The organism is Hydrogenophaga sp., from assembly GCF_051860785.1.
GTDB lineage: Bacteria > Pseudomonadota > Gammaproteobacteria > Burkholderiales > Burkholderiaceae_C > Hydrogenophaga.
Genome location: NZ_JBIMLB010000003.1, coordinates 292,224 through 317,928, shown reverse-complemented (window position 1 = coordinate 317,928; position 25,705 = coordinate 292,224). Strand labels below are relative to the sequence as shown.

Annotated in this window: 21 protein-coding genes and 1 tRNA gene; 11 read left to right on the top strand and 11 right to left on the bottom strand. The window is 65.4% G+C overall.

Features of this window, described 5'->3' with window-relative positions; all coding sequences use genetic code 11:
* Positions 1-134: 134 nt before the first annotated feature.
* Complete coding sequence (mobH, locus tag ACTIF6_RS06785; RefSeq protein ID WP_031329115.1) at positions 135-1,982, top strand: MobH family relaxase; 1,848 nt, start codon at positions 135-137, stop codon at positions 1,980-1,982.
* Positions 1,983-2,008: 26 nt separating this feature from the next.
* Here mobH and ACTIF6_RS06780 read toward each other — a convergent pair whose 3' ends face one another.
* The gene (locus tag ACTIF6_RS06780; protein WP_003454714.1) at positions 2,009-2,314 is read right to left on the bottom strand and encodes a helix-turn-helix domain-containing protein; all 306 of its coding nucleotides are present in this window, start codon (positions 2,312-2,314) and stop codon (positions 2,009-2,011) included.
* A gap of 104 nt (positions 2,315-2,418) precedes the next feature.
* Between ACTIF6_RS06780 and ACTIF6_RS06775 the strand changes: the two genes are divergently transcribed.
* Positions 2,419-3,045 carry a LysR substrate-binding domain-containing protein gene (locus tag ACTIF6_RS06775; protein WP_003454711.1) on the top strand — a complete coding sequence of 209 codons (627 nt, stop codon included), beginning with the start codon at positions 2,419-2,421 and terminating at the stop codon, positions 3,043-3,045.
* 32 nt (positions 3,046-3,077) lie between these two features.
* Here the strand turns inward: ACTIF6_RS06775 and ACTIF6_RS06770 are convergent, their stop codons facing one another.
* The 4 genes from ACTIF6_RS06770 to ACTIF6_RS06755 form a co-directional block, all read right to left on the bottom strand.
* On the bottom strand, positions 3,078-4,934 hold the full coding sequence (locus ACTIF6_RS06770; RefSeq protein WP_003454710.1) for a tyrosine-type recombinase/integrase: 1,857 nt from the start codon (positions 4,932-4,934) through the stop codon (positions 3,078-3,080).
* Between the two features lie 238 nt (positions 4,935-5,172).
* Positions 5,173-5,246: transfer RNA gene (locus ACTIF6_RS06765), tRNA-Gly, on the bottom strand.
* A 46-nt stretch (positions 5,247-5,292) separates the two neighbouring features.
* Positions 5,293-6,453: a M24 family metallopeptidase gene (locus tag ACTIF6_RS06760; RefSeq protein WP_439587242.1), complete on the bottom strand. Its 1,161-nt coding sequence runs from the start codon at positions 6,451-6,453 to the stop codon at positions 5,293-5,295.
* A gap of 25 nt (positions 6,454-6,478) precedes the next feature.
* Entirely contained in the window at positions 6,479-7,450 is a 972-nt protein-coding gene (locus tag ACTIF6_RS06755) for a Bug family tripartite tricarboxylate transporter substrate binding protein (protein WP_439587241.1), read from the bottom strand.
* 98 nt (positions 7,451-7,548) lie between these two features.
* Here ACTIF6_RS06755 and ACTIF6_RS06750 point away from each other — a divergent pair, with 98 nt between their 5' ends.
* Complete coding sequence (locus tag ACTIF6_RS06750) at positions 7,549-8,466, top strand: LysR family transcriptional regulator (RefSeq protein WP_439587240.1); 918 nt, start codon at positions 7,549-7,551, stop codon at positions 8,464-8,466.
* 4 nt (positions 8,467-8,470) lie between these two features.
* Here the strand turns inward: ACTIF6_RS06750 and ACTIF6_RS06745 are convergent, their stop codons facing one another.
* Positions 8,471-9,961 (bottom strand): NAD-dependent succinate-semialdehyde dehydrogenase, encoded by a 1,491-nt coding sequence (locus tag ACTIF6_RS06745; RefSeq protein ID WP_439587239.1) that lies wholly within the window; start codon positions 9,959-9,961, stop codon positions 8,471-8,473.
* Positions 9,962-10,142: 181 nt separating this feature from the next.
* On the opposite strand from ACTIF6_RS06745, the gene alaS reads away from it, so the two are divergent.
* The 3 genes from alaS (at position 10,143) to ACTIF6_RS06730 (ending at position 14,539) form a co-directional block, all read left to right on the top strand.
* Complete coding sequence (alaS, locus tag ACTIF6_RS06740; RefSeq protein WP_439587238.1) at positions 10,143-12,764, top strand: alanine--tRNA ligase; 2,622 nt, start codon at positions 10,143-10,145, stop codon at positions 12,762-12,764.
* Positions 12,761-13,288 carry a TlpA family protein disulfide reductase gene (locus ACTIF6_RS06735; RefSeq protein ID WP_439587237.1) on the top strand — a complete coding sequence of 176 codons (528 nt, stop codon included), beginning with the start codon at positions 12,761-12,763 and terminating at the stop codon, positions 13,286-13,288. Before alaS ends, ACTIF6_RS06735 begins: the two co-directional genes overlap by 4 nt.
* 126 nt (positions 13,289-13,414) lie before the next feature.
* Positions 13,415-14,539, top strand: coding sequence for a transglutaminase-like domain-containing protein (locus tag ACTIF6_RS06730; RefSeq protein ID WP_439587236.1), 1,125 nt, complete (start codon positions 13,415-13,417; stop codon positions 14,537-14,539).
* On the opposite strand, the gene ACTIF6_RS06725 is transcribed toward ACTIF6_RS06730, so the two are convergent.
* The 5 genes from ACTIF6_RS06725 to ACTIF6_RS06705 all read right to left on the bottom strand — a co-directional run bounded on the left by ACTIF6_RS06725 (position 14,514) and on the right by ACTIF6_RS06705 (position 19,303).
* Positions 14,514-15,407: a pseudouridine synthase gene (locus ACTIF6_RS06725; protein WP_439587235.1), complete on the bottom strand. Its 894-nt coding sequence runs from the start codon at positions 15,405-15,407 to the stop codon at positions 14,514-14,516. The genes ACTIF6_RS06730 and ACTIF6_RS06725 overlap by 26 nt on opposite strands.
* A 70-nt stretch (positions 15,408-15,477) precedes the next feature.
* Positions 15,478-16,206, bottom strand: a complete 729-nt coding sequence (gene trmB, locus ACTIF6_RS06720; protein ID WP_439587234.1) for a tRNA (guanosine(46)-N7)-methyltransferase TrmB — start codon at positions 16,204-16,206, stop codon at positions 15,478-15,480.
* Between the two features lie 34 nt (positions 16,207-16,240).
* Complete coding sequence (gene gluQRS, locus ACTIF6_RS06715) at positions 16,241-17,122, bottom strand: tRNA glutamyl-Q(34) synthetase GluQRS (RefSeq protein WP_439587233.1); 882 nt, start codon at positions 17,120-17,122, stop codon at positions 16,241-16,243.
* A gap of 19 nt (positions 17,123-17,141) precedes the next feature.
* Complete coding sequence (locus ACTIF6_RS06710) at positions 17,142-18,170, bottom strand: NAD(P)/FAD-dependent oxidoreductase (protein WP_439587252.1); 1,029 nt, start codon at positions 18,168-18,170, stop codon at positions 17,142-17,144.
* Positions 18,171-18,355: 185 nt separating this feature from the next.
* Complete coding sequence (locus ACTIF6_RS06705; protein ID WP_439587232.1) at positions 18,356-19,303, bottom strand: LysR family transcriptional regulator; 948 nt, start codon at positions 19,301-19,303, stop codon at positions 18,356-18,358.
* 147 nt (positions 19,304-19,450) lie between these two features.
* Between ACTIF6_RS06705 and ACTIF6_RS06700 the strand changes: the two genes are divergently transcribed.
* The 5 genes from ACTIF6_RS06700 (at position 19,451) to dnaE (ending at position 25,638) form a co-directional block, all read left to right on the top strand.
* Positions 19,451-20,152 (top strand): pirin family protein, encoded by a 702-nt coding sequence (locus tag ACTIF6_RS06700; protein ID WP_439587231.1) that lies wholly within the window; start codon positions 19,451-19,453, stop codon positions 20,150-20,152.
* 51 nt (positions 20,153-20,203) lie between these two features.
* A complete protein-coding gene (locus tag ACTIF6_RS06695) occupies positions 20,204-20,611 on the top strand; it encodes a DoxX family protein (protein WP_439587230.1) in 408 nt (135 codons plus the stop codon).
* A 29-nt stretch (positions 20,612-20,640) separates the two neighbouring features.
* Positions 20,641-21,195 (top strand): flavodoxin family protein, encoded by a 555-nt coding sequence (locus ACTIF6_RS06690; protein WP_439587229.1) that lies wholly within the window; start codon positions 20,641-20,643, stop codon positions 21,193-21,195.
* Positions 21,196-21,233: 38 nt separating this feature from the next.
* Complete coding sequence (locus tag ACTIF6_RS06685) at positions 21,234-21,947, top strand: DUF599 domain-containing protein (protein ID WP_439587228.1); 714 nt, start codon at positions 21,234-21,236, stop codon at positions 21,945-21,947.
* Positions 21,948-22,068: 121 nt separating this feature from the next.
* Positions 22,069-25,638 carry a DNA polymerase III subunit alpha gene (dnaE, locus tag ACTIF6_RS06680; RefSeq protein WP_439587227.1) on the top strand — a complete coding sequence of 1,190 codons (3,570 nt, stop codon included), beginning with the start codon at positions 22,069-22,071 and terminating at the stop codon, positions 25,636-25,638.
* The last annotated feature ends 67 nt before the right edge of the window (positions 25,639-25,705 follow it).

The window sequence follows — 25,705 nt, the reverse complement described above, 5'->3', positions numbered from 1 at the left end:
CGTTGCCCTATATCCAAAGGTTTCCGTAAAGGCCAAAGGGCTGGGGAAGGGGCAAGGGAATGGGGCCAAGGGGAAAGGCCCTACCCGAAAAGGCCAAAAGGCTCTCCCGACCGGCCCGCCGTCTGGGGTTCGCCATGCTCTCGCTGTTCCAACGCAAACGGGTGCCACCTGCCGCCAGTGCGCCACCGCCCAAACCTCCCGCCGAGCCCGGCAAAGGGCTGATGCGGCCGGAGCCGGCCGCATCGCTGCTGGCGACGCCGCGCCGGCAGAAGCTGCTGGAACACATCTGGCAGCGCACCTCGCTGTCGCGCCGGCAGTTCGCCACGCTGTACCTCGCCCCGCTGGAACGCTACGCCGAGCTGGTCCAGCAATTCCCCGCGTCGGAGGCCCATCACCACGCCTATCCGGGCGGCATGCTGGACCACGGCCTGGAGATCGTCGCCTACGCGCTCAAGCTGCGGCAGTCGCATCTGCTGCCCGCCGGCGCCACGCCGGAGGCGCAAGCCGCCCAGGCCGAGGCCTGGACCGCAGGCACCGCCTATGCTGCGCTGCTGCACGACATCGGCAAGATCGCGGTCGACCTGCACGTCGAGTACGCGGACGGCACGGTCTGGCATCCCTGGCACGGCCCGCTGCGGCGGCCGTACCGCTTCCGCTACCGCAGGGAGCGCGAATACCGGCTGCACAGCGCCGCCACCGGGCTGCTCTACGCCCGGCTGCTCGATCCGGGCATCTTCGACTGGCTCGCCGACTACCCCGACCTGTGGGCCGCGCTGCTGTACGTCCTGGCCGGCCAGTACGAGCACGCCGGCATGCTCGGCGAACTGGTCGTGCAGGCGGACCAGGCATCCGTCGCCCAGGAACTCGGCGGCGATCCGAGCAAGGCCCTGGCAGCGCCCCGGCACGCACTGCAGCGCAAGCTGCTCGATGGCCTGCGCTACCTCCTGAAGGAAGAATTCAAGCTGAACCAGCCCCAGGCCTCGGATGGCTGGCTGACCCAGGACGCGCTCTGGCTGGTGAGCAAGACCGTCTCGGACAAGCTGCGCGCGCATCTGCTGTCGCAGGGCATCGACGGCATCCCGGCCAGCAACACGGCGGTGTTCAACGTGCTGCAGGATCACGGCATCGCCTTGGCCACACCGGACGGCAAGGCGATCTGGAAGGCCACCGTCACCAGCGATGCCGGCTGGTCGCACAGCTTCACCTTCCTGAAACTGTCTCCGGCCATGGTCTGGGATGCGGCCGACCGGCCGGCGCCGTTCGCGGGTCGCGTGCAGGCCGACGAGGAACAAGGGGCGCCGACACCGCAGGCACCGGCATCCGAAGCGCCAGGCTTGGAAAGCGCCGATACGGCGCCACCAAGCATCGCGCCGACCGTCCCTATGCCCACCGACAACGGCGTGGCTGCGCTGCTCGATCTGCTGAGTGACACGGCCCCACCCGTAGCGCCGGAGGCCCCGAGCGAACCCGAGCCTGCCTCGCCACCGGCGCCTACGGTGCTGCCGCAGATAAGCCTCGCGCCATTTCAGGATCGGCCGGAGCCATCCGGCGAGCATTTCATGGCCTGGCTGCGTCAGGGCATCCAGACGCACAAGCTCATCATCAACGACGCCAAAGCCTTGGTGCACAGCGTCGCCGGAACGGCCTACCTGGTGAGCCCCGGCGTCTTCCAGCGCTATGCGCAGGAACATCTGCAAATCGCCGCACTGGCGAAACCGGAGAACCTGGAGGGATGGCAGTGGGTGCAGAAGCGTTTCGAGAAGCTAGGCCTGCACCGCAAGCAAGCCAGCGGGCTGAATATCTGGACCTGCGAAGTCACGGGGCCGCGCAAATCCAGGCGACTGCACGGCTACCTGCTGAGCGCTCCCGAAGCGCTGTTCCAGGAAATGCCTCCGGACAATCCATACCTGCGCCTCCTCACCGAGGCCGTAAAGCGCGAAAATTCAGCCGCCGGTAATAAGAACGACAACGAACAGGGGTAGACAAGGAGCCACGGCGCGGGCCGGCTTCAGTCCGCTGATTTAGGCGGAGCCGTCTCTGCCAGCTTGGCTTCAGTCAGCGCCATCAAGTGGGCAGAACTGCATTTCAGCGCACGGGCGATTTTGAGAATGAGGGGGAGCGTGGGGACATGCTCGCCACGCTCGATCTTTCCCATGTGCGAACGCTCGATTCCTGACAGATGAGCCAGCGTTTCCTGGGCGATGCCTTGACTGGTTCTTTCTTCGCGCACGGAGGCCCCAAACGCGATGGCTGGTTCCGCTTCGTAGGTTGTTGTCCCGGTGGGCCGGCCTCTTTGAATCGAACGCTTTTGCATTGCCAAAAGCGTCGAGGATTGACACGATATAAACCACGTTAAACTTAACTCAATAGAAGCGACTTCATCGGTCGCCGCGAGTTCACTGCCTGGAGGAACTGGACGTGAAATCGAGCGATGCCTCCACTGAAATCCGGGTGGCTGTGCTCGGCGAGTGGGTGCCTTCACCGCTTGCCGACTTGCTGGCGTTGCAGCGCGCCGAAGAGCCAGAGACCGCCACCGCCTTGATCGGATGCAGTTCCACAGCGCAGGCGCAGGAACTGCCGCACGATAACTTTGACTTGGCCCTGTCCACAGCCGCCTGGGAGTGGCCAGGCTGGGTGTGCGAGCCGTTGTGGCATGACACGCTGGCAGTCGCCGTCGCCAAGCGCTCGCACCTGCTGTCCTACCGTGAAGTGCCTCGCCAAGAGCTGCTCAAGCAGCCGTTGATCTGCGCGCAGTCAACGGCCGACGAGCCGTGGCGCGCGGTGGCGCATGGCCTGGTCGAGGATGCACCGCAGGGCCATGAGCAGACCGTCAGCACCTTCGACATGGCGATGACGCTCGTCTCCGCGGGCTACGGCATTGCCGTCGCACCCGCCGCGAGACTGACCTGCTACCTGCGTCGCGGCATCGCCGCGCGGCCATTGGCTGGCGCACCCATCATCGTGATGGCCTACCTGCTTCGCCCGTCCTCGTCCTTGACCGAGCCCCAGGAAAGATTCGCCCGCCGCGCGCGCTCCGTGTCCTGAGACAGGGGCGCGCACTGCTGGGCGCTGGCGCGCTACGCAAACGCCACCTGCTGCGGGGACCACTCGCTTTCCTTCACCGTCGTGCTCACCGCCATGATGATCTTGTCGAGATTTGTGGCACTGACGCTTTCCAGAGCCGAGCCGCCGCGCAGCTTCGCGCGCGGCTGCAGGAGCGCGTTGTAGATCTGCCAAGGGTCGGCGCCCCTGGTCAGCTTGAGGACCGCCTGGATCAGCGCGTGCTTGACCGGATCGAGATGCCAATCCGGCACGCGCTGACCACGGTTGCCCAGGTTCAGCGCCAGCAGGTTGCCGGCCTTGATCTCGTAGCTGATCCACCGGCGGGACTTGCCCGCCATCTTCGCGTACTCGGCGACTGGCAGGTTGTGTGGTGCCTCGAAGACATCGACCAGTTCCATCCGCTGGCGCTGTATGTCGGACAGCGGTTCCTCCATGACGGAACGCGGCAACGGCACTGCGGGCAGCCGATGCGTCTCGGCTGACACCAGTGGCATCGCGTCTCCCGGCCTGGTCACGATCAGGAGCGGCGCCGACGCGGCCGCTGGTTTGGGTGGCGCACTCGCGGCTTCCTCATCCGAGAGGACGGGCACGCCCTCCAAATGAATGGTGAGCGGCATGCTCGCTGCCTCGACCATGTTCTGCTCGAAGAGATCGAGCCGGTCGGCCCAATCCTGCATCATCCGCCGCCGCTGCTCGACGTACTCGGCGTGGTTGTACGTGGCACTGACCTTGTTGGGATCGACGTGCGAGAGTTGCGCGTCCACCCACACCTTCGGGTAGCCGATCTCGTTGAGCGCGGTGGACATCGTGCCCCGGATGCCGTGCCCGGTCAGCAGGTCGCGATAGCCCATGCGCTTGAGCGCGCCGTTGAGCGTGTTCTCGCTCATGCGCTTCTTCAACTCGCTGTCGTGGCGGAACAGATAGTGCTGGGCCGGTTTGAGCTGTTCGAGCAGGTGCCGGACGATCTCGATGGCCTGCACCGACAGCGGCACGATGTAGGGTGGAATGTCCTTGGGCAACTGGCGCTTTCTGCGCATGTCCACCTGGAGCTGCTTCACGACCTCGGGCGGGATGATCCAGAGGCCCCGATCGAGGTCGAACTGATCCGGCGTCGCCAGGCGCAGCTCGCCCGTGCGCACGCCGGTGAATAGCAGCAGCCGCAGACCGAGCTGGGTCTGCAGCCGGCCACGATACTTGCGCAGGCGCTGCAACAGCTTCGGCAACTCGGCCATGCGCAGGAACGGGTTGTGGTTCACCGGGGGCAGCGGCAGCGCCACCACGTCGAGGTCGGAAGCCGGGTTCTGCTCCAGGCCCGGCACGACCACCAGCGCGTAGCGGAACATCTGGTTGAACCACGTCCTGACTTTCTCGGCGACGGAGAGCGCCTTGCGCCGCTCGATCCTGGCGATCACTTCCAGCAGGTCAGGGCGTTTGATGTCGTAGATCGAGCGCTTGCCCAGCAAGGGCAGCACATCCTTGGCGAAGACGCGAGGGAGGATCGAGAGGGTGGTCTGCCGGCCCTTCTTGAGGCCGAGTTCGCGGTGGGCAAGCCACTTCTTGTAGATCGCCTCGAAGGTGTTTTCACCGGCGAGTTTGACCGCGGCGCGCTTTTGCTTGCGGTGAAGGCGCGGGTTGATGTCCTTGGCCACCAAGGCGCGCGCCTCGTCACGCAGGGCGCGTGCCTCACGAAGGGACACCTCGGGATAGGTGCCCAGCGACATGCGCTTGGGCTCCTTCATCCAGTAGTAACGGAAGTGCCAGCTCTTGCTGCCCGTGGCCGTCACGGCCAGGGAGAGACCATCGATGTCTGGAAGTGTGTAGGCCTTGCCGGTGGCTTTGGCTTGGCGGACCACCAAGTCTGAGAGTGCCATGCTCTAGCTCCTGAACATGAGTCAGGAACCAGATGCTTAACCCATCGACCTCAGCGCCCTAGCAACAATCCGGAAGCCGTCGTGCCCGCAAAAATGGACACAAAAATGGACATAAACGTCGTGGCTTCAGGTGGATTTCCGTGGAGCCCACTGGAACATCGAGGTGTCGAAAACTCAACCAGAATCAACGACTTACGATGCCTCTTGGACTTCCTCAGAATTCCCTGGAACGATGCAGTGGAGCGGGTGAAGGGAATCGAACCCTCGTATGAAGCTTGGGAAGCTGCCGTTCTACCATTGAACTACACCCGCGGCGCTGCGGATTCTAACGCTCTGCGCCTGAAAGACACGTGACGCTTCAGACGAAGTGAACCCGTGGTGCCGTGGTCATGAGGGCTTCGCCGCCGTTTTCGTTCACGAGCAGCGGAAACTCCAGCCGCATGCCACCGACCTTTGGCATGTAGAGGTGGGTTCCCAGTGCCATGACCATGCCGGGCTGCACCACGTCTTCGCTGCGCAGGTTGATGAACGGACGCGTGCGAGCGCAGGTGCCCAGGCCGTGCCCGAAGGTGGGCAGGCAATAGTCACTCAGGCCGTGGCGTTCGAAAACCGCCAATCCTTTCTTCACCACTTCCGGAATGGCGTTGCCGGGGCGCATGTGATCGATCATGGTTGTCACCACTTCTTCCCAGCAGTCAATCAGCTTGCGTTGCTGTGCATCAGGCTTGCCGATGAACACCGGGATGGATGAATCGGCCAGATAGAGATCGATCATCGGGTGCAGGTCGAGGATGACGAACTCGTTGTTGCCGATGGCTTTTTCCGAAGCCTGCTGCGTCACACCATGAAGGTAGCCCGTGCGATCGCCGGACCCGACCTCGGTGCCACCGGTGATGGCCCAGGCCCAGGTGCTTCCGTGGTCACGAATCGCTTTTTCGATCGCGCCGGCCACTGCGTTTTCTGTGACGCCCGTCTGCACCGCATCGCGGCCAGCTTCGAACCCCTTGTCGGCCACGCGTGCCGCAAAGCGAAGCCGCTCGATTTCCTGTGGCTCCTTGATCAGCATCACGTCGTCGATCAACCGCACGCCATTCTCGATGCGTGCACTGGGAAGTTCGACTTGCAACTCCACGTATTCACTGGCCGTGAGCATGCCCGGAGCAACCTGCGCTGCGCCGGGGTGTGAAAGGTCGATGCCGATGCGGCCCTGGCCCAGGCCGAGGTTCTTGAGGCGCGAGCCGATCGTCTTGACGAAGTCCGAGAAGGTGAAGCTTTCCAGGTCCAGGTCGTGTCCTTCTTCCCGCACTCGGCTCGAGTCCCATGCCCAATAGACGAACTTGCAGTCGCCGTTGGCCGTGATGATCACGGCGCCGCGCCAGGGCATGAAGGCGCCGCTGAAGTAGTGCAACGCGGCTTGCCGTGTACCGACGTAGGCGTCGAAACCGGCGGCCTTGACCGCCTTGGCCACACGGGCACGGCGCGCAGCGAAGTCAATGGGGGAAAAGTCTGGTGGTGTCATGTTGAAGGAGGCGGGTTGGAACGGTTCAGTCGGGTTTGATGTTGGCAGCGCGGATGATCTCGGCGGATTTCTTCACTTCGGATTCGATGAAGCTCTGAAACTGCTGAGGCGATCCGGCGACGATCTGCAGGCCGGCTTCCTGCAGCTTGCGTGAGATGTCGGGGTCGCGCACGGCATTCACGATGAGGCTGTTGAGGCGCGTCATGGTGTCCTGAGGGATGCCGGCGGGACCCACGAAGCCATACCAGGATCCTGCCGAGTACCCTTTGACGCCTGCTTCGTCGATGGTGGGTACGTTGGGCAGTTCGGTCAGGCGCTGTGTGCTGGCGGTGCCGAGCGCGATCAATTCGCCGCTGCGAACACGAGGCAGTGCCTGAGGAATGATGTCCATGAGCAGCGTGACGCGTCCCGCCAGCAGATCGACGTAGGAGTTGCCCGATCCCTTGTAGGGAATGTGGTTCATGCGGATGCCGGCCATGCTGGCGAACGATTCCATCGCCAGGTGCATGGACGAACCGCTGCCGCCAGAGGCGTAGACAATGGAATGCGGCGCGGCCTTGGCCTTGGCGATCAGTTCTGCCACGGTCTTCACACCCAGACTGGGGTGCGCCACCAGCACCATGGGGGCGTTCACTGCGAGCGAAACCGCCGCGAAATCCTTGACTGTGTCGTAAGGCACGTCCTTGTAGAGGCTGGCGTTGGCGGCATGGTTGCCGGGGGTCGCGATGCCGATGGTGTAACCGTCCGCCGGTGCTTTTGCGACCACGGACGAACCCAGCATGCCGTTGGCGCCTGGGCGGTTCTCGACCAGAACGGGCTGGCCGGTGTGGTCCGACACGTGTTTGCCCACAACACGCGCCAGCATGTCGGTCGTGCCACCCGCCGCGTAGGGCACGATGATGCGAATGGGCTTGCTGGGAAAATTGTTGGCGGTGGCTGCCATGGGCGCCAGGCCAGCGCCCATCAGCGGCAGGGCGCAAAACAGTCGGCGTTTCATGTGTCTCCTTCGTGTGGCTTATCGGAAAGTCCTGACCATATGACCGGGTTGGGTGTTCGCCAAGACGGCACCGGCTTTACCTGATATACGCTACACGCATGGCTACATCTTCTCCGGACCTCGACTCGCTGAGGCTGTTCATCAAGGTGGCAGAGCTCGGCAACATTTCCCTGGCGGCTTCGGCGGTGGGGCTGAGTCAGCCTTCCGTGAGCCGTTCCCTGCGCGCGCTGGAAGAATGCCTGCAGGCTCCGCTGTTTCATCGAACGGGTCGGGGCGTGCGTCTCACCGAGGTGGGTGAGCAGGCACTTTTGCGTGCGCGTGCCCTGGTGGAGAGCGCGGACCAGTTCGCCTCCGATATCCGCGACCAGGCGCAGGCGCCGAGCGGCGTGGTGACGGTGGCGCTGCTGACGGCCTACATGCGAGCGGTGGGCCCGGATCTCTTCGAAGAGGTGCGTCGACGCTTCCCTGGCGTGGTGCTGCGCCTGCTGGAGAGTTTCAGTGTGCAGCACGAGGACTGGCTGGGCACTGGCCGGGTGGATATTGCGTTGGTGACGCGTTATCGAAAGCCGAGCCGGGACGGTCAGGAGGTGCTGGCGGTATCCGATCTCGTCGTGGTGGGCAATCCCGCCATCGGTGGAGGTGGTGACACCATTCCGTTCAGGGAATTGGCCTCGGTGCCGCTGGTGCTGCCGGCCGCACCCAATGGCTTGCGGGTGCGGGTGGAGGAGGTGGCCAGGCGCCTGGGCATTCGCCTGAACGTGGTGCTGGAGGCCGATTCGGTGGAAGCGCAGCGCGCCATCATTGCCCGGGACCGTTGCTATGCCATGTGGAGCCAGCATTCAGTGAGGCAGGCCGGTGCCGACACCCTGTTCGCAAGCCGTCGGATCGTGGAGCCGCGCCTGCCGCGTTACGTGGTGATGCAGACCACCACGCACCACCCCCTCAGCCGCGCGTCACGCGAGGTGGCGCGCATCCTGCGGCGGTTGGTGTTGGCCGCACACGCGCACACGGCCTGAGGGCTTACTTCAGTACGTCACCCACGCAGAGGAACTTGATCTCCACGTAGTCGTCCATGCCGTGGTGCGAGCCCTCGCGGCCCAGGCCGGACTGCTTGACGCCGCCAAAGGGCACATGCTCGGTGGCCAGAATGCCCACGTTGATGCCCACCATGCCGTACTCCAGGGCCTCGCTCACGCGGAAGATGCGACCCACGTCGCGGCTGTAGAAGTAGCTCGCCAGGCCGAATTCCGTGTTGTTGGCGGCGGCTATCGCTTCCTGCTCGGTCTCGAACTTGAACACCGGGGCGAATGGCCCGAAGGTTTCTTCCTTCGCGCACAGCATGTCGGCGGTGGCGTCGGCCACCACGGTGGGTTCGAAGAACTGACCGCTGCCCATTGAAGACAGGCGTTTGCCGCCCGCCACCACGCGCCCACCTTTGGCCAGTGCGTCGTCCACATGGCGTTGCACCTTCACCAGCGCGGCTTCTTCGATCAGAGGGCCCTGGTTCACACCCTCGTCGAAACCGTTGCCGACCTTGGTGGTCTTCACCCGCGCGGCGAACTTCGCCACGAAGGCGTCGTACACCCCGGCCTGCACGTAGATGCGGTTGGAGCACACGCAGGTCTGCCCGGCGTTGCGGTACTTGCTCGCAAAGGCGCCTTCCACCGCGCTGTCGATGTCGGCGTCGTCGAAGACGATGAAGGGCGCATTGCCACCGAGCTCGAGCGACATCTTCTTGACCGTGGGCGCGCACTGCGCCATGAGAATGCGGCCCACCTCGGTGGAGCCGGTGAAGCTGATGTGGCGCACCACGTCGCTGGCACACAGCACCTTGCCCACCGCAATGGACTGATCGCTGTCGGCCGTGATGACGTTGAGCACCCCGGCCGGAATGCCGGCGCGGATGGCCAGTTCGGCCGCCGCCAGCGCGGTCAATGGCGTGAGTTCGGCCGGCTTGATGATCACCGGGCAGCCCGCGGCCAGGGCCGGCGCCACCTTGCGTGTGATCATGGCCAGGGGGAAGTTCCAGGGTGTGATGGCCGCGCACACGCCGATGGGCTGGCGCAGCACCAGCAGGCGGCGGTTGTTGTCGAACGTGGGCAGGGTCTCGCCGTTGACGCGCTTGGCCTCTTCGGCGAACCACTCCACGAAGCTGGCGCCGTAGGCCACTTCCCCCTTGGCCTCGGCCAGGGGCTTGCCCTGTTCGGCGGTCATGAGGCGGCCCAGATCGTCCTGATGGGTCATGAGCAGGTCGAACCACTTGCGCAGGATGTTGCTGCGCTCCTTGGCGGTCTTGCTCTTCCAGGCGGGCCAGGCGGCGTTGGCCGCTGTGATCGCTGCCTCGGCATGCTGGGGCCCCAGGTTGGCCACGTCGGCCAGCTTGCGGCCGGTGGCGGGGTCGTTCACGTCAAAGCGGGTGTGGCCAGGCACCCACTGACCATTGATCAGGCCATCGGTCTTGAGCAGGCTCGGGTCTTTCAGCAGCGCCAGGGGGGATGTCTTCATGTCCATGAGAGGTCTCCATCGGTTCGGTATTCGGGGCGGTGGCGATCATTTAACTTATTAAATAATTGAGCCGCGATTGTGCCGCGCCAAAGCCTGAAAGCATAGTGGGCCGGCATGTTGGAAAATAGCGGGTTTGGTGCCGCCGTGCGCCAGCCGCCTGCAACGACCTTCCACCCACAAGGCCCTCATGACCCGCCCCGCTTCCGTCGCCGACATCCGCAAGAGCTTTCTGGACTTCTTCGCCTCCAAGGGCCACACCGTGGTGGCGTCGAGCCCGCTCGTGCCCGGCAACGATCCCACGCTCATGTTCACCAACTCGGGCATGGTGCAATTCAAGGACGTGTTTCTGGGCACCGACAAGCGCCCTTACGTGCGCGCGGCCTCGGTGCAGGCCTGTCTGCGCGCGGGCGGCAAGCACAACGACCTGGAAAACGTGGGTTACACCGCGCGCCACCACACCTTCTTCGAGATGCTGGGCAACTGGTCGTTCGGCGACTATTTCAAGCGAGAGTCGCTCAAGTGGGCCTGGGAGCTGCTGACCGAGGTCTACAAGCTGCCCAAGGAGCGCCTGCTGGCCACGGTGTACGAAGAGGATGACGAGGCCTACGAGATCTGGACGAAGGAGATCGGCCTGCCGCCCGAGCGCGTGATCCGCATCGGCGACAACAAGGGTGGTCGCTACAAGTCCGACAACTTCTGGATGATGGCCGACACCGGCCCGTGTGGTCCCTGCAGCGAGATCTTCTACGACCACGGTCCCCACATTCCCGGCGGCCCTCCGGGCAGCCCCGATGAAGACGGCGACCGCTTCATCGAGATCTGGAACAACGTGTTCATGCAGTTCGACATGAAGGAGGACGGCAGCGTCACGCCATTGCCTGCACCCTGCGTGGACACCGGCATGGGCCTGGAGCGCCTGGCCGCGATCCTGCAGCACGTGCACAGCAACTACGAAATCGACATCTTCGATGCGCTCATCAAGGCCGCCGCGCGCGAGACGAAAACCGCCGATCTGGACAACCCTTCGCTCAAGGTGATTGCCGACCACATTCGCGCCACCGCCTTCCTGGTGAGCGATGGCGTGATCCCCAGCAATGAGGGCCGGGGTTACGTGCAGCGCCGCATCGTGCGCCGTGCCATCCGCCATGGGTACAAACTGGGCCAGAAGACGCCGTTCTTCCACAAGCTGGTGGCCGACCTGGTGAAACTGATGGGCGCCGCCTACCCGAGCCTGGCCAGCCAGGCCGACCGGATCACCGAGGTGCTCAAGGCCGAGGAAGAGCGCTTTTACGAAACGCTGGCCAATGGCATGGAAATCCTCGACGCCGCACTGGCGGGTGGCGCCACCGTGCTGCCCGGCGAGGTGGCCTTCAAACTGCACGACACCTACGGCTTCCCGCTCGACCTCTCGGCCGACGTGTGCCGCGAGCGCGGCCTGTCGGTGGACGAGGCGGGCTTCAAGGCCGCCATGGAGAAGCAGAAAGCTGCTGGCCGCGCCGCTGGCAAGTTCAAGATGGACCGCGCGCTGGAGTACGGCGGTGCCGGCAACGCCTTCACCGGTTACGAGCAATTGGCCGCCTCGGCACACGTGCTCGCGCTCTACCACGAAGGCACGCCGGTGCAGCAACTGGCTGAGGGCCAGAGTGGCGTGGTCGTGCTTGACAACACGCCGTTCTATGCCGAGAGCGGTGGCCAGGTGGGCGATGCCGGTGTGCTGACCGCCGAAGGCGTGCAGTTCGGTGTGGAGGACACGCAGAAGATCAAGGCCGACGTGTTCGGCCATCACGGCGTGCAGACGCAGGGCACGCTCAAGGTCGGTGACGCGGTGAACGCGCAGGTCGACGTGGCGCGCCGGCAGGCCACCATGCGCAACCACAGCGTGACCCACCTGATGCACAAGGCGCTGCGCGAGGTGCTCGGCACGCACGTGCAGCAGAAGGGTTCGCTGGTCGACGCCGACAAGACGCGCTTTGACTTCACGCACAACGCGCCCGTGAGCGAGGCACAGATCGCCGAGATCGAGAGGCGTGTGAACGCGGAAATCCTGGCCAATGCCGAGACGCTGGCGCGCGTGATGGATATCGAAGCCGCGCAGGCCACGGGTGCCGTGATGCTGTTCGGCGAGAAGTACGGTGACACGGTGCGCGTGCTCGACATCGGCAGCAGCCGCGAGCTCTGCGGCGGCACGCACGTGGGCCGCACCGGCGACATCGGCCTGTTCAAGATCGTCTCCGAAAGCGGCGTGGCCGCGGGCGTGCGTCGGGTCGAGGCCATCACCGGTGCCAATGCGCTGGCCTATCTGCAGCAGGTGGAAAGCGCGCTGCACCAGGCCGCCGGCAGCTTGAAGGCGCCGGTGGCCGAGCTTCAGACGCGCATCGCGCAGACGCTCGATCAGGTGAAGGCGCTGGAGAAGGAAGTGGCCGCGCTCAAGGGCAAGCTCGCGTCCAGCCAGGGCGATGACCTGGTGGCACAGGCGGTGGACGTGAAAGGCCTTAAGGTGCTGGCCGCGGTGCTCAACGGCGCGGACGCGAAAACTTTGCGCGACACGCTGGACAAGCTCAAGGACAAGCTCAAGACGGCGGCCATCGTGCTGGCGGCCGTGGACGGCGGCAAGGTGCAGCTCGCTGCCGGCGTCACGGCCGACAGCACGGGCAAGGTGAAAGCCGGCGAACTGGTCAACTTCGTGGCCCAGCAGGTGGGTGGCAAGGGCGGCGGCAAGGCCGACATGGCCATGGCCGGTGGCACCGATGCGTCGGGCCTGCCCAGGGCGCTGCAATCGGTGCAGGGCTGGGTGGCCGAGCGCCTGTGAGCGCCTGGAGCCGCCGCGATTGCCTGGGCGCTCTGGGTGCGGCCGTGCTCATGCACGCGGCGCGTGCGCAGGCTCCAGCCCACCGGCGCGACCCCTGGCCTCGTGGCAGTGCCACGCCCAGCCTGGAAACCGTCGATCTGCACGGTCAGGCCGTCCGCCTTGCGGACCTCGAGGGCCGCGCCGTGCTGCTGAACTTCTGGGCCAGTTGGTGTGAACCTTGTCGGACCGAGATGCCCACGTTGCAGGATCTGCCGGCCCTGCTGGGGGAGGACCGGCTGGCTGTCATTGCGCTCAATTTCAAGGAGCCACCACAGCGCGTGCAGCGCTTCGTGTCGCAGACCAGCCTCGTCCTGCCCGTGTGGCTCGACCCGCTGGGCGAGCACGCCAAGGCCTGGGGCGTGCGCGTGTTTCCCACCACGGTGCTGATCGACCGCCACGGTCGTGCACACGAGTGCGTGCGCGGGGAAGTCGACTGGAGCAGCGCGGAGGCACTGACCTGGGTCGAACGGCTGCTGGCACGCTGAGCGTCGTTCGCCGGCCCATAATCCCCGAGTTCGGCCCACCTGGTGTGGCCGGCTTGTCCCAAGGCGATGCACCGCACCCTGTGTCTGCGGTTCCGCCCGTCTGCCCAACATTCCGGAGTCCTTTCCATGACCACCGATCGCCGCACCTTCCTGCGTTGCGCTGCCTCGTCCGTTGCCGCCGCATCGCCCCTTTTTCACGCCACCGGCGCCCTGGCCCAGGCCAGCCCGGTGGTTCGACGCGAATTCGATCCCCAGCCGGGCGAATGGCGCACCTTTGACGTGACCACCCGGGTGGACATCGATCTGCCGCGGGGCGCCACGCAGGTCTGGCTTCCGCTGCCTTCCGTGGAGAGCGCCTGGCAAAGGTCCTTCACGAGCGACTTCCGCACCAATGGCACGGCGCGCCTGAACGAAGAGCGGCACTACGGCGCGCGCATGCTGCACGTGAGCTTCGCTGAAGGCGGTGCCACACCTTACGTCGAACTCAGCAGCCGGGTGCAGACGCGCAACCGCGCGACCGATCTGTCGCAGAAGGTAGGCAGCACCGAGGACGCCGCCAGCCTGCGTTTCTGGACCCGGCCCACGCGCCTGCTGCCCACCGATGGCATCGTGCGCGAGACCGCAATCAAGGCCACGCGCGGTGCGCGCACCGACGTCCAGAAGGCACAGCAGATCTACGACTGGGTGGTGGCCAACACCTACCGCGAACCCAAGGTGCGCGGCTGCGGCGAGGGCGACATCAAGACCATGCTCGAGACGGGCAATCTGGGCGGTAAGTGCGCCGACCTCAATGCCATCTTCGTCGGCCTGTGCCGCGCTGCCGGCCTGCCCGCGCGCGACGTCTACGGCATCCGCCTCGCCCCTTCGGCCTTTGGCTACAAGGAGCTCAGCGGCAATCCGGCCAGCCTCAAGAGTGCGCAGCATTGCCGCGCCGAAGTGCACCTGGCCGGTCACGGCTGGGTGGCGATGGACCCGGCCGATGTGGCCAAGGTCATGCGCCTGGAAACGTCGGACTGGATCAAGACCACGGAGCACCCCGTGGTGGCGCCCGTGAACCGCGCGCTGTTCGGTGGCTGGGAGGGCAACTGGATGGCCTGGAACATGGCGCACGATGTGAAGCTGCCGCAGGCCCAGGGCCCGGAGCTCGGCTTCTTCATGTATCCCGCGGCCGAGACCGGCGGGCAGCGGCTGGATTCCTACGCGCCCGACGACTTCAAATACCAGATCAAGGCGCGCGAAGTCCGGGCCTGAAGGTCGGCCAGGCGAGCTCGAGCGCGCTGCGAAAGCGACGTCGCTCGCCGGTCACCGGATCGTCCATACCGATCTCGCGTGCCAGCAGCCGAAGGGGTCGGGCGAAGTCTTCCACGTCGAGCGGCCCGCGCAGCACATGGGGATAGAACTGGTCGCCCGCGATCGGAAGGCCCAGCGCGTTCATGTGCACGCGCAACTGATGGCGTTTGCCGGTGAGGGGTTCGAGCCGGTAGCGCGCCCATTCGCCGCGCTGCTCCAGCAGGTCGATGCGGGTCTCGCTGTTGGGTTCGCCGTCGGCCTCGTTCATGCGGAAAAACACGCCGTGCTCTTCCACGATGCGGCTGCAACGCACCACGGGCCACGTGAGCGTGGCGTCGTGTGCGGCAATGGCCTCGTACACCTTGTGCACCGCGCGCTCGCGAAACAGTGCCTGGTAGGCGTCGCGGTCTTGCGGACGCACGCTGAACGCCACCAGCCCGGCGGTCTCGCGGTCGATGCGGTGGATGGGGCTCAGCGTGTCGATGTCCAACTGGCGCTTCAGGCGCACCAGCAGGGTCTGTTGCACGTAGCGCCCGCCGGGTGTGACCGGCAGGAAGTGCGGCTTGTCGACCACCAGCAGATGATCGTCTCGAAAGACGATGGATTCGGTGAACGGCACCTCAGGCTCGTGGTCCAGCGAGCGGTAGTAGTAGACACGCGACCCCGCCACAAACGGCGTATCCGGCCGCAGGGCTTCACCCGTTTCGCTGAGCACCTCGCCGCTGGCCAGGCGCTGGCGCCAGCCCTCTCGGTGAACGGCGGGCAATCGCTCGGCCAGGAAATCCAGCAGGGCGGGCCATGGCGAAGGCTTGTCGTATGGCAGTGCCACGCAACTCGGCGAGACGCCCCCGCTCGTGGGGATCTGCGGGTTCCTGGGCAGGCGGGTCACGGATGCCTGTTCAGAGCCGGCGAAACACCAGATCCCACACGCCGTGGCCCAGCTTGAGGCCCCGGTTCTCGAATTTGGTGAGTGGCCTGTAGTCGGGTTTGGGCACGAACCCGGCCCTGCCGGCGGGCGAGGTGCTTTGCAGCAAGGGCTCGGCGTTCAGCACGTCCAGCATCTGCTGGGCATAGGGTTCCCAGTCGGTCGCCAGGTGCAGGTAACCGCCGGGCTTGAGGTGGCGTGCCAGGCGGTTCACGAACGGCCCCTGGATCAGGCGGCGCTTGTGGTGGCGGCTCTTGTGCCAGGGGTCGGGGAAGAAGATGTGCACGCCGTCCAGGCTGGTCTCGCCGAGCATGTGGTCCAGCACCTCGACGGCATCGTGGCGCAGGATGCGGATGTTCTCCAGGCCCTGTTCGCCCACCAGCTTGAGCAGCGCGCCCACGCCGGGCTCGTGCACCTCGCAGCAGAGAAAGTTGTCTTGCGGGCGCACGCTGGCGATGTGCGCGGTGGCATCGCCCATGCCGAAGCCGATCTCCAGGATGAGCGGAGCGTCGCGACCGAATGCGGCCCGGGCATCGAAGCTGCCTGGAGCGTAGGTGAGCAGGAAGCGGGGGCCGTATTGCTCGTAGGCGCGGGCCTGGCCCGGGCCCACGCGGCCAGTGCGCAGCACGTAGCTTTTCACCTCGCGCAGGTAGGGCACGTCGCTGGGGGGAGTGCGCGGCAGCGCGTGGCGGGGGTCGGTCATGGGGCGCAGCAGTCGATCGGCGAAGGGATGGATTTTAGGCGGGCCAGGCCCTTGTCCACGCCTCGAGAGCCTGCGCTGGCATGTCGGCTTTCGCTGCAGGCAGGCCCAGGACTTGTGCCGCTTGTTCCAGCGCCGCCAGCGGATGGCTCAGGTCGAGCGCCTGGGCTCCGTTTTGCTTGCTGAGCTTTTCGCCGTTGGTCCCCAGCACCAGGGGTGTGTGCAGGTACGTCGGCGTGGGTAGGCCCAGGGCACGCTGTAGAAGGATCTGGCGCGCGGTGTTGTCGGTCAGGTCTTCGCCGCGCACGACGTGCGTGATGCCCTGTTCGGCATCGTCCACAACCACGGCGAGCTGGTAGGCCCAAAGGCCGTCGGCGCGCCGAAGCACGAAGTCGCCAACCTCCGTGGTCACGTCCTGGGTCTGCGGTCCCAGGCGTTGATCGGTCCATTTCACCGACGCCTGGATGGCGTTCACGGCGAAGCGCCATGCGCGTGCGGGTTTTCCGTGCAGGCCACCGCGCTCTGGGCGGCAAGTGCCGGGGTAGACGGCAGTTTGGTGGCGTTCTCGGCTCAGCCCTCGGACGAGCAGTGCGGTCTCGATGTCCTTGCGGGAGCAGGCGCAGGGGTAGGCCTGTCCGTTGACGATCAAGGCATCGAGCGCATGCTGGTACAGATCGCTTCGCACGGATTGCCAGACCACCGGCTCGTCGCTGACCAGGCCGCAAAGTGCCAGCTGTCCCAGGATCAGTTCGTCGGCACCTGGCACGCAGCGTGGCATGTCCACGTCTTCCATGCGCACCAGCCAGGTACCCCCATGGGCGCGCGCATCGAGCCAGCTGGCGAGGGCCGCCACCAGCGAGCCCGCGTGAAGGGGGCCGGTGGGAGAGGGGGCAAACCTGCCGCGGTAGATGGCCATCATGGCCAACGCACCATTGGCTTCAGGCGATGGCGAGGGCCATCTCCAGCCCGGAGACGAAGGCGTCTTCCACGCGGTGGCCCAGACACCAGTCGCCACAGGCGCCGATGCCGAGCGACTTGTCGATCAGGTGGGTCTTGCCCAGCGGCGTCTGCGTCTGGGCGAAACGCCAGCGATGCACCACGGCGTGGGTGGGTGTGACGCGAATGCCGGTGATCTCGGCGAAGCCCTTGAGCAGTTTGGCCTTGACGCGCTCGTTGTCGTCCTCCAGGTGCTTGGTGGACCACGTCGGGCTGGCCTGCACGGTCCAGCGTTCGATGGGTTCACGCCCGGGCTTGCTCGATTCGCGCGCCAGCCAGCTGATGCGGTGGTGCGTGCTGCGCGCGGCGTTCCATTGCGGCCCGAGGTGCGGCAGGCCGGGCTGCATGGCCTGCGGGTAGGCGACCATGAGCGTCCAGCAAGGCGCCACGTGCACCGGCGTGAGTGTCTGGCGCAGTTCGGGTGCCAGGCCCGACGTCAGCAGCAGGTCGTGGATCTGGGGGTGGGGCATGGCGAGCACCACGCGGTCAAAGCCCCCCAGCACCTGCTGGCCGCCCTGCGCGTCTTCAGCGCGCAATTGCCATTGCCGGGCGTGAAGGGCATCGCGCTCGATGCGGGAGACGTGCGTGTCGAGCAGGGCCCGGACCAGCAGGCCGCCATGCAGCTCGGGTTGCACCAGCGGCTGCGCCCAGAGGTTGACGAGGGCACTCATGCCGGGGGAAGCGACGAAGTGCGGTTCGGTGGGGGGCGGCGCGCTGGCGAGCACGTGACCGAACTCGTCGAGCACGCGCACGGTGCTCGCGCTCCAGGGCCGCACCACGGCGGTGGCGTTGTTGCGCAGCGCCGTTTCGAAACGCTTGTCGCGCACAGTGAAGTACTGGGTGCCATGGTCGAAGCCGCCGAATTCGGTGCGCCGCGTGGCCATGCGCCCACCGAACCCGCGGCTCTTTTCCAGCAGCGTGACGCGATGGCCCGCCTGCGCCAGCGTGCGGGCACACACCACACCGGCCATGCCGCCACCCACCACCGCGACGTGCATGGGCGCTTCCTTTGAACCGGCCGCCCTCGAGCGGGCCAGCGGTGTGGCAGATGCGCGGGGCTTTTTGGGTTTTTGCATGTCTCGTTGCGCTTTGTGTTGCGGTTGGGCGTGTGGCCGACTGTATCAGCCCGTTCGCTGAAAACGAGCACGCACTGCGGTCAAATCTGATGGTGGTTGTGGAGGAGGGCATCGCGCGTTTTGGGGCTCTGCAGGCGGTCCAGCCACCAGCGCAACGCACGACCGGTGTCGCCCGTGCTGCGCGGCTGGCGCCAGGCGTAAGCCACGCGCAGCGTCCGATTGGGGCGTTGCACGGTCTTGACAACCAGCCGCCCTGCGTTGATGAAAGGTTGCGCCAGCGGAAGCGGCAGGTAGCCGCTTCCGAGTCCGCGCAGTTGCGCTTCCAGCTTGTGCTGCATGGTCGGCACGGTGAGCACGTCTTGTCCCGGCAGCAGGTTGTGCGTGACGCCGCTTCCGCGCTGGGTGCTGTCGGCCACCGCGACGGCGCGGTGTTCACGCAGTTCTTCGTCGCACAAGCTGTGGGTGACCGCCGCCAGGGGGTGGTGCGGTGCCACGGCGTAGACGAACTGCAGCGTGCCCATGGGCGCGGACTGGAATTCGGTGAGTGACATCTCGCTCGGCACACCCAGTGCAATGTCGGCCTGGCCGCTCTGCAGGGCCTCCACGGTGCCGGAGAGCGTTTCCGCACGCAGCTTGAGCCGCGTGGGCGCGCCCTCAGCGTAGAACGCTTCGCAGAGTTCGAACAGCGTGGCGCGGGCGACGATGGCGTCGGCAGCAATGGTGAACTGCGACTCCCAACCAGTCGCCACGCGCTTGACGCGCTGGGCCACGGCGTCCAGTTCGTTCAACAGGTATTGACCCGAGCGCAGCAGCTCGGCACCGGCGGGCGTGAGCACGGCACGGCGGGCGCTTCGGTCGAACAGCAGCACGTCCAGCGCGTCCTCGATCTGGCGGATGCGGTAGGTGAGTGCGCTGGGCACCATGCCCACCTCGCGCGCGGCTGCGGCCATGCTGCCCAGCCGCGCCACGGCCTCCAGCAGGCCCAGGTTTTCGGGCGACAACGCGGCGCGCGGCGTGGAAGTGGCCATCAGGTTCCGCCCATCATTCAAATGATTTGAATGATGCCATCAAATCCGTGCGGTCAGAAGCGGTGTCGGGGCGCCCACAATCCATCCCATGCCAGCCCGATGCGCCACCGCGCAGAAGCCGGCCCCACCGAAGGAAAGGACCAGACCATGTTCCAGATTCGACGCTCCGACGCTCGCGGCTACGCCGACCACGGCTGGCTCAAGAGCCACCACTCGTTTTCTTTCGCCGAGTACTTCGATCCCGCCTGGATGGGATGGGGCAACCTGCGCGTGATCAACGAAGACCGCATCGCCCCCGGCACCGGCTTCGGCACGCACGGTCATCGCGACATGGAGATCATCAGCTACGTGCTGCAGGGCAACCTGGCGCACAAGGACAGCATGGGCAACGTCAAGGGCATCCCGCCGGGCGACGTGCAGCGCATGAGCGCTGGCAGCGGCGTGCGTCACAGCGAGTTCAATCACGCACCCAACAGCACCACGCACTTCCTGCAGATCTGGATCGAGCCCAATGTGCATGGGATCGAGCCTGGCTACGAGCAGAAGAGCTTTGCCGAGGCCGAAAAGCGCGGGCAACTGCGCCTGGTCGCTTCCAACGACGGCGCCGAGGGCTCGGTCACCATCCACGCCGATGCCGCCATGTACGCGGGCCTGCTCGACGGCAATGACGCAGCAGAACTCACGCTGAACCCGGCACGCAAGGCCTATGTGCACCTGGTGCGTGGCGAGCTTGACGTGAACGGCCAACGCCTGCACGGCGGTGATGCCGCTGCGCTCACGGGCGAAAGCCGTCTCGCACTGGCCAACGGCAAGGACGCCGAGGTGCTGGTGTTCGATCTCGCGGCCTGACCCTTTCCCAACCCTGAACCTTCCCTTTCCCTCTCTTTTTAAGGAATCACCATGAACGCTCTGCAAAATCCCCTGGCCCTGATTGGCCGCATCCTGCTGGCCATTCTTTTCGTGCCGGCCGGCTTCGACAAGATCGGCGGCTTTTCAGGCATGGTGGGTTACTCCACTTCCATGGGACTGCCCCTGCCAGAGGTGGGTGTGGCCATTGCGCTCGTGATCGAACTGATCGGTGGCCTGGCGTTGCTCGTCGGCTTCGGCACGCGCATCGCCGCGATTGCCCTGGCGGTGTTCACGCTGGTGGCCAGCTTCTACTTCCACGCCTACTGGGCCCTGCCGGCCGAGCAACAGATGATGCAGCAGCTCATGTTCTTCAAGAACATCGCGATCACCGGTGGCCTGCTCGCCTTCGCCGCCTTCGGTGCCGGTGCCTATAGCGTGGACGCTCGCCGCAAGGCCTGAGCCATCCCAGTTTATTTCAAGGAATCTTTATGTCCAAAGTTGTCGTCGTTTACCACTCGGGTTACGGTCACACCCAGCGCATGGCGCAATCTGTGGCTCAAGGCGCGGGCGCCGAACTCATCGCCATCGATGCAGAAGGCAACCTGCCCGAAGGCGGCTGGGAAGCGCTGGATGCGGCCGACGCCATTATCATGGGATCGCCCACCTACATGGGCACCGTGAGCTGGCAGTTCAAGAAGTTCGCCGACGCCTCCAGCAAACCCTGGTTCTCCCAGAAATGGAAGGACAAGATCGCCGCCGGCTTCACCAACAGCGCGGGCATGAACGGCGACAAGCTCGCCACGCTGAACACCCTGTTCACCCTGGCCATGCAGCACGGCATGATCTGGGTCAGCCAGGGTCTCATGCCCAGCAACACCAAGGGCGCGCAGCGCAACGACGTGAACTACCTGGTGAGCTACAGCGGCGCGATTGCCCAGAGCCCGTCGGATGCGGGCGCGGGCGACATGCTGCCGGGCGATCTGGAAACCGCGCGCCTGTTTGGCGAGCGAGTGGCCTCCGTGGCTGCGAGGTTCAAGCGCTGAATGTTTGATTCGGAGTTCATGCGGCGTATATTTGCCGGATGAAGTTCCTCAGCATCATCCCCTGGGCAGACTGGCTGGCGCTGGTCTGCTTTTTTGCGTTGTGGACCGGCTACGCCTGGTTTGCAAGGGTGTGGGGTCGCAAGGCGGGCTCGCTCATCCAGACCACCAACCGCTACCGTGCCTACTGGATGATGCAGACCACGGCGCGCGAGCCGCGCATGCTCGATGGCCTGATCACGCAGACCCTGTCCAACACCCCGGCCTTCTTTTCGTCCACGTCCATCCTGGTCATTGGTGGCCTGTTTGCCCTGCTGGGCACCACCGACAAGGCGACCGAGCTCATGAGCGAAATTCCGTTTGCGCAGACGACGACGCTGGTGGTCTTCGAGTTCAAGATCCTGGTGATGGTGGCGATCTTCGTGTACGCCTTCTTCCGCTTCTCGTGGTGCATGCGGCAGTACACCTTCGTGGCACTGGTCATCGGGGCGATGCCGCCGGCGGCCGATTTTGAAAGCGGCAAGGCGGATCGGGCGTCTTACGCCAGGCGCGCCGCCGGCATGGTCAGTGCCGCGGCCGAAACGTTCAACGACGGCCTGCGCGCGTACTACTTTTCGTTCGCTGCGTTGGCCTGGTTCATCTCTCCCGTGGCCATGGTGGTGGCCACGCTGCTGGTGGTGGCCATCCTCTACAGCCGTGAGTTCCGCTCTGAAGTGCTGCACCTTCTGAAAGAAGATGTGACACCGATTGTTTAAGCCCCCACGCTCCGCCGCTGCGCGGGTCGCTGCCCCCCAAGGGGGCTGATCCGGCTTGGGGCGGGCCGGCGCCGGATCGTATGAAGGCGTTCGACCGGTGCGGGCCTTCTAAAATGGCCCGATGTTCACCCACCTGCGCCTTCACACCGAATTTTCCGTCGTCGATGGAACCAACCGCATCGACGACGTGGTGGCCGCCGCGGCGGCCGACGGCCAACCCGCCCTGGCCATCACCGACCTGAACAACCTCTTCGGTGCGGTCAAGTTCTACAAGGCCGCGCGCGGTGCCGGTGTCAAGCCGCTGATCGGCGCCGAGGTGATGCTGCAGGGCTTCGCCGAGGAGACCCCCGGCGCCATGCCCGGCAGCCACCAGCCCGCCGCACCCCGCGTGCTGCTGCTGGTGCAGGACCATCAGGGTTACCTCAACCTGTGCGAGTTGCTGGCGCGCGCCTGGACGCGCAACGGCGCGCGCGACCAGGCCGTCGTGCACCGCGACTGGTTGCAGGAACTCAACGCTGGGCTCATCCTTCTTTCGGGCGCGCAGGCCGGGCCGGTGGGACAGGCGCTGCTGCAGGGCGATACGCAGCGCGCTTCTGATCTCGCCCTGCAGCTCTCCACCCTGTTCACGCACCGCTTCTACCTCGAGCTGCAACGCGCCGGCCGCGCCGACGACGAGCGCCACGTGAGCCAGGCGGTGCAGCTCGCTGCCCGCCTGCACCTGCCGGTGGTGGCCACGCACCCGGTGCAGTTTCTGGAAGCCGACGACTACGAGGCCCACGAGGCGCGCGTGTGCATTGCCGATGGCGAGATCCTGGGCAACAACCGGCGCGTGCGCCGCTTCACCCGCGAGCAGTATTTCAAGAGCGCGGAACAGATGCATGCGCTGTTTGCCGATGTGCCTTCGGCATTGGCCAACACACTGGAAATCGCGAAGCGCTGCAATCTCACGCTCACACTGGGCAAGCCGCAGTTGCCCGACTTTCCCACGCCCCTGGTGGACGGCGTGCCCATGCCGATGGAAGAGTTCTTCCGCCAGTCTTCGTTCGAAGGACTGGAGGAGCGCCTGGCCCACTTGTACCCAGACTCGGCCAAGCGCGACGCCGAGCGCCCGCGCTACGTGGAGCGGCTCGAGTTCGAGATCAACACCATCCTGAAGATGGGGTTCCCCGGCTACTTTCTCATCGTGGGCGACTTCATCAACTGGGCCAAGAACAATGGCTGTCCGGTCGGCCCGGGCCGGGGTTCGGGCGCGGGTTCGCTGGTGGCCTATGCGCTGAAGATCACCGATCTCGATCCTCTGCAATACAAGCTGCTGTTCGAGCGTTTCCTGAACCCGGAGCGGGTGTCCATGCCCGACTTCGACATCGACTTCTGCCAGTCCAACCGCGACCGGGTGATCGACTACGTCAAGGACAAGTACGGCAAGGACGCGGTGAGCCAGATTGCCACCTTCGGCACCATGGCCGCGCGCGCGGCGATTCGCGACGTGGGTCGCGTGCTCGATTTTTCCTATGGTTTCTGCGATGGCATCTCCAAGCTGATCCCCAACAAGCCGGGCATGTCGGTCACGCTGCAATACCCGCCGGTGCCGAAGAAGGAGGGCGACAAGAACAACTACGCGATCGAGATGGAGCCGGTGCTGGCCGAGCGCATCCAGAAGGAAGACGACGTCAAGACGCTGATCGAACTCGCGCAGAAGCTCGAGGGGATGGCGCGCAACGTGGGCATGCACGCCGGTGGTGTGTTGATCGCACCCGGCAAGCTCACCGATTTCTGCCCGCTCTACGCGCAGCCCGGTAGCGAATCGGCGGTGAGCCAGTACGACAAGGACGACGTGGAGGCCATCGGCCTGGTGAAGTTCGACTTTTTGGGCCTGGCCACGCTCACCATCCTGGAGATCGCGCGCGAGCTCATCATCAAGCGCCATCCTGGTCAGGAAAGCTTCCGCTTTGAAGACGTGCCACTCAATGACGCGAAGGTGTACGCCTTGTTCTCGCGTGGGCAGACCGAGGCCGTGTTCCAGTTTGAAAGCCGCGGCATGCAGGGCATGCTCAGAGACGCCAAGCCCAGCCGGCTGGAAGACCTGATCGCACTGAACGCGCTGTACCGGCCGGGTCCCATGGACCTGATTCCCAGCTTCGTCAACCGCAAGCACGGCCGCGAACCGGTGGAGTATCCGCATCCGGCTGTGGCGGAGATGCTGTCCGAGACCTACGGGATCATGGTCTACCAGGAGCAGGTGATGCAGACGGCGCAGATCCTGGGCGGCTACTCGCTCGGTGGCGCCGACCTGCTGCGCCGGGCCATGGGCAAAAAGAAGGCCGAAGAGATGGCCGAGCACCGCGAGAAGTTCCGAGCTGGTGCTCTCGAGACGCACAACATCCCCCAGGACAAGGCCGACGAGGTCTTCGACCTGATGGAGAAGTTCGCGGGCTACGGCTTCAACAAGTCGCATGCGGCCGCGTACTCGCTGCTGGCCTACCACACCGGTTGGCTCAAGGTGCACTACACCGCCGAGTTCTTCTGCGCCAACATGACGGTGGAAATGGACGACACCGACAAGCTCAAGGTGTTGTTCGAGGACGCGCTCAAGATGGGCATGACGTTCGAGGCGCCAGACGTCAATCGCGGTGTGCACCGCTTCGAACCCATCACCAACAAGTCCATCCGCTATGGCCTGGGTGCCATCAAGGGCACGGGACAACAAGCCATCGAAGCCATCGTGGCAGCGAGAGAAGGGCGCGGCGAAGGCCCTCGGGGTGAGGAAAAGGGCCCGTTCAAGAGCCTGTTCGATTTCTGCGTGCGCGTGGATCGCACGCGCCTGAACAAGCGCACGGTGGAAGCGCTCATCAAGGCCGGTGCCTTTGATTCACTGCACCTCAACCGCGCCGAATTGCTCGCCTCGGTGGATCGTGCCTTCGATTTCGCCGCCGCCAGTCTGGCCAATGCGAACCAGGGCGGCCTGTTCGACATGATGGGCGGCGACGACCACGGCTCCAGCACGCAGGAACCCGATCTGGTGTCCGTGACGCCTTGGGGCATCAAGGAGCGCCTCACGCACGAGAAGAGTGCCATCGGCTTCTATTTCTCGGGCCACCTTTTTGACGAGGTCGAACGCGAGGTGCGCCGGTTTGCGCGCACGCCACTGGGCGATGTGATGGAAGGCCGCGACCCGCAGATCCTGGCCGGCATCGTGACCGACTTCCGCGTCATCAACGGTCAGCGCGGCAAGCTCGCGCTCTTCAAGCTCGATGACAAGACCGGCGTGTTCGAGACCAGCGCCGACGAGAACCTCATCAACGCGCACCGCCATCTGCTCAAGGACGACGAACTCATCATCGTCCAGGCGGTGGCGCAGCCGGATCGATTCTCGGGCGGTGTGCGTCTGAAGATCCAGCAAGTCTGGGATCTGGCGGCGGCGCGCTGCCGCTTCGGCAAATATTTGCGTGTGGCGGTGAATGGCCATGCGCCCGCGGTGGCTCAACTGGTGCGCGAGTTCCCTCCGAAGCGCGAAGTCACGGAGCAGGGCGAACTCGTGAGGGGCTTGCCGGTGCGCCTGGCGTTGCTGCGCGAAGGTGCTCAGTGCGAGCTGCAACTGGACGACCGGGCGCTGTTCTTTCCTACCGATGCCGCGCTGGCGAGCTGGATGGCTCAGGCCCACGAGCAGCGGGCGGAAATTGTGTTTGAGTAGGAAGCACCCCCTGCGCCGCTGCGCGGCTTCCCCCTGAAGGGGGACAGTGCCTATGGCCCGGCAAAGC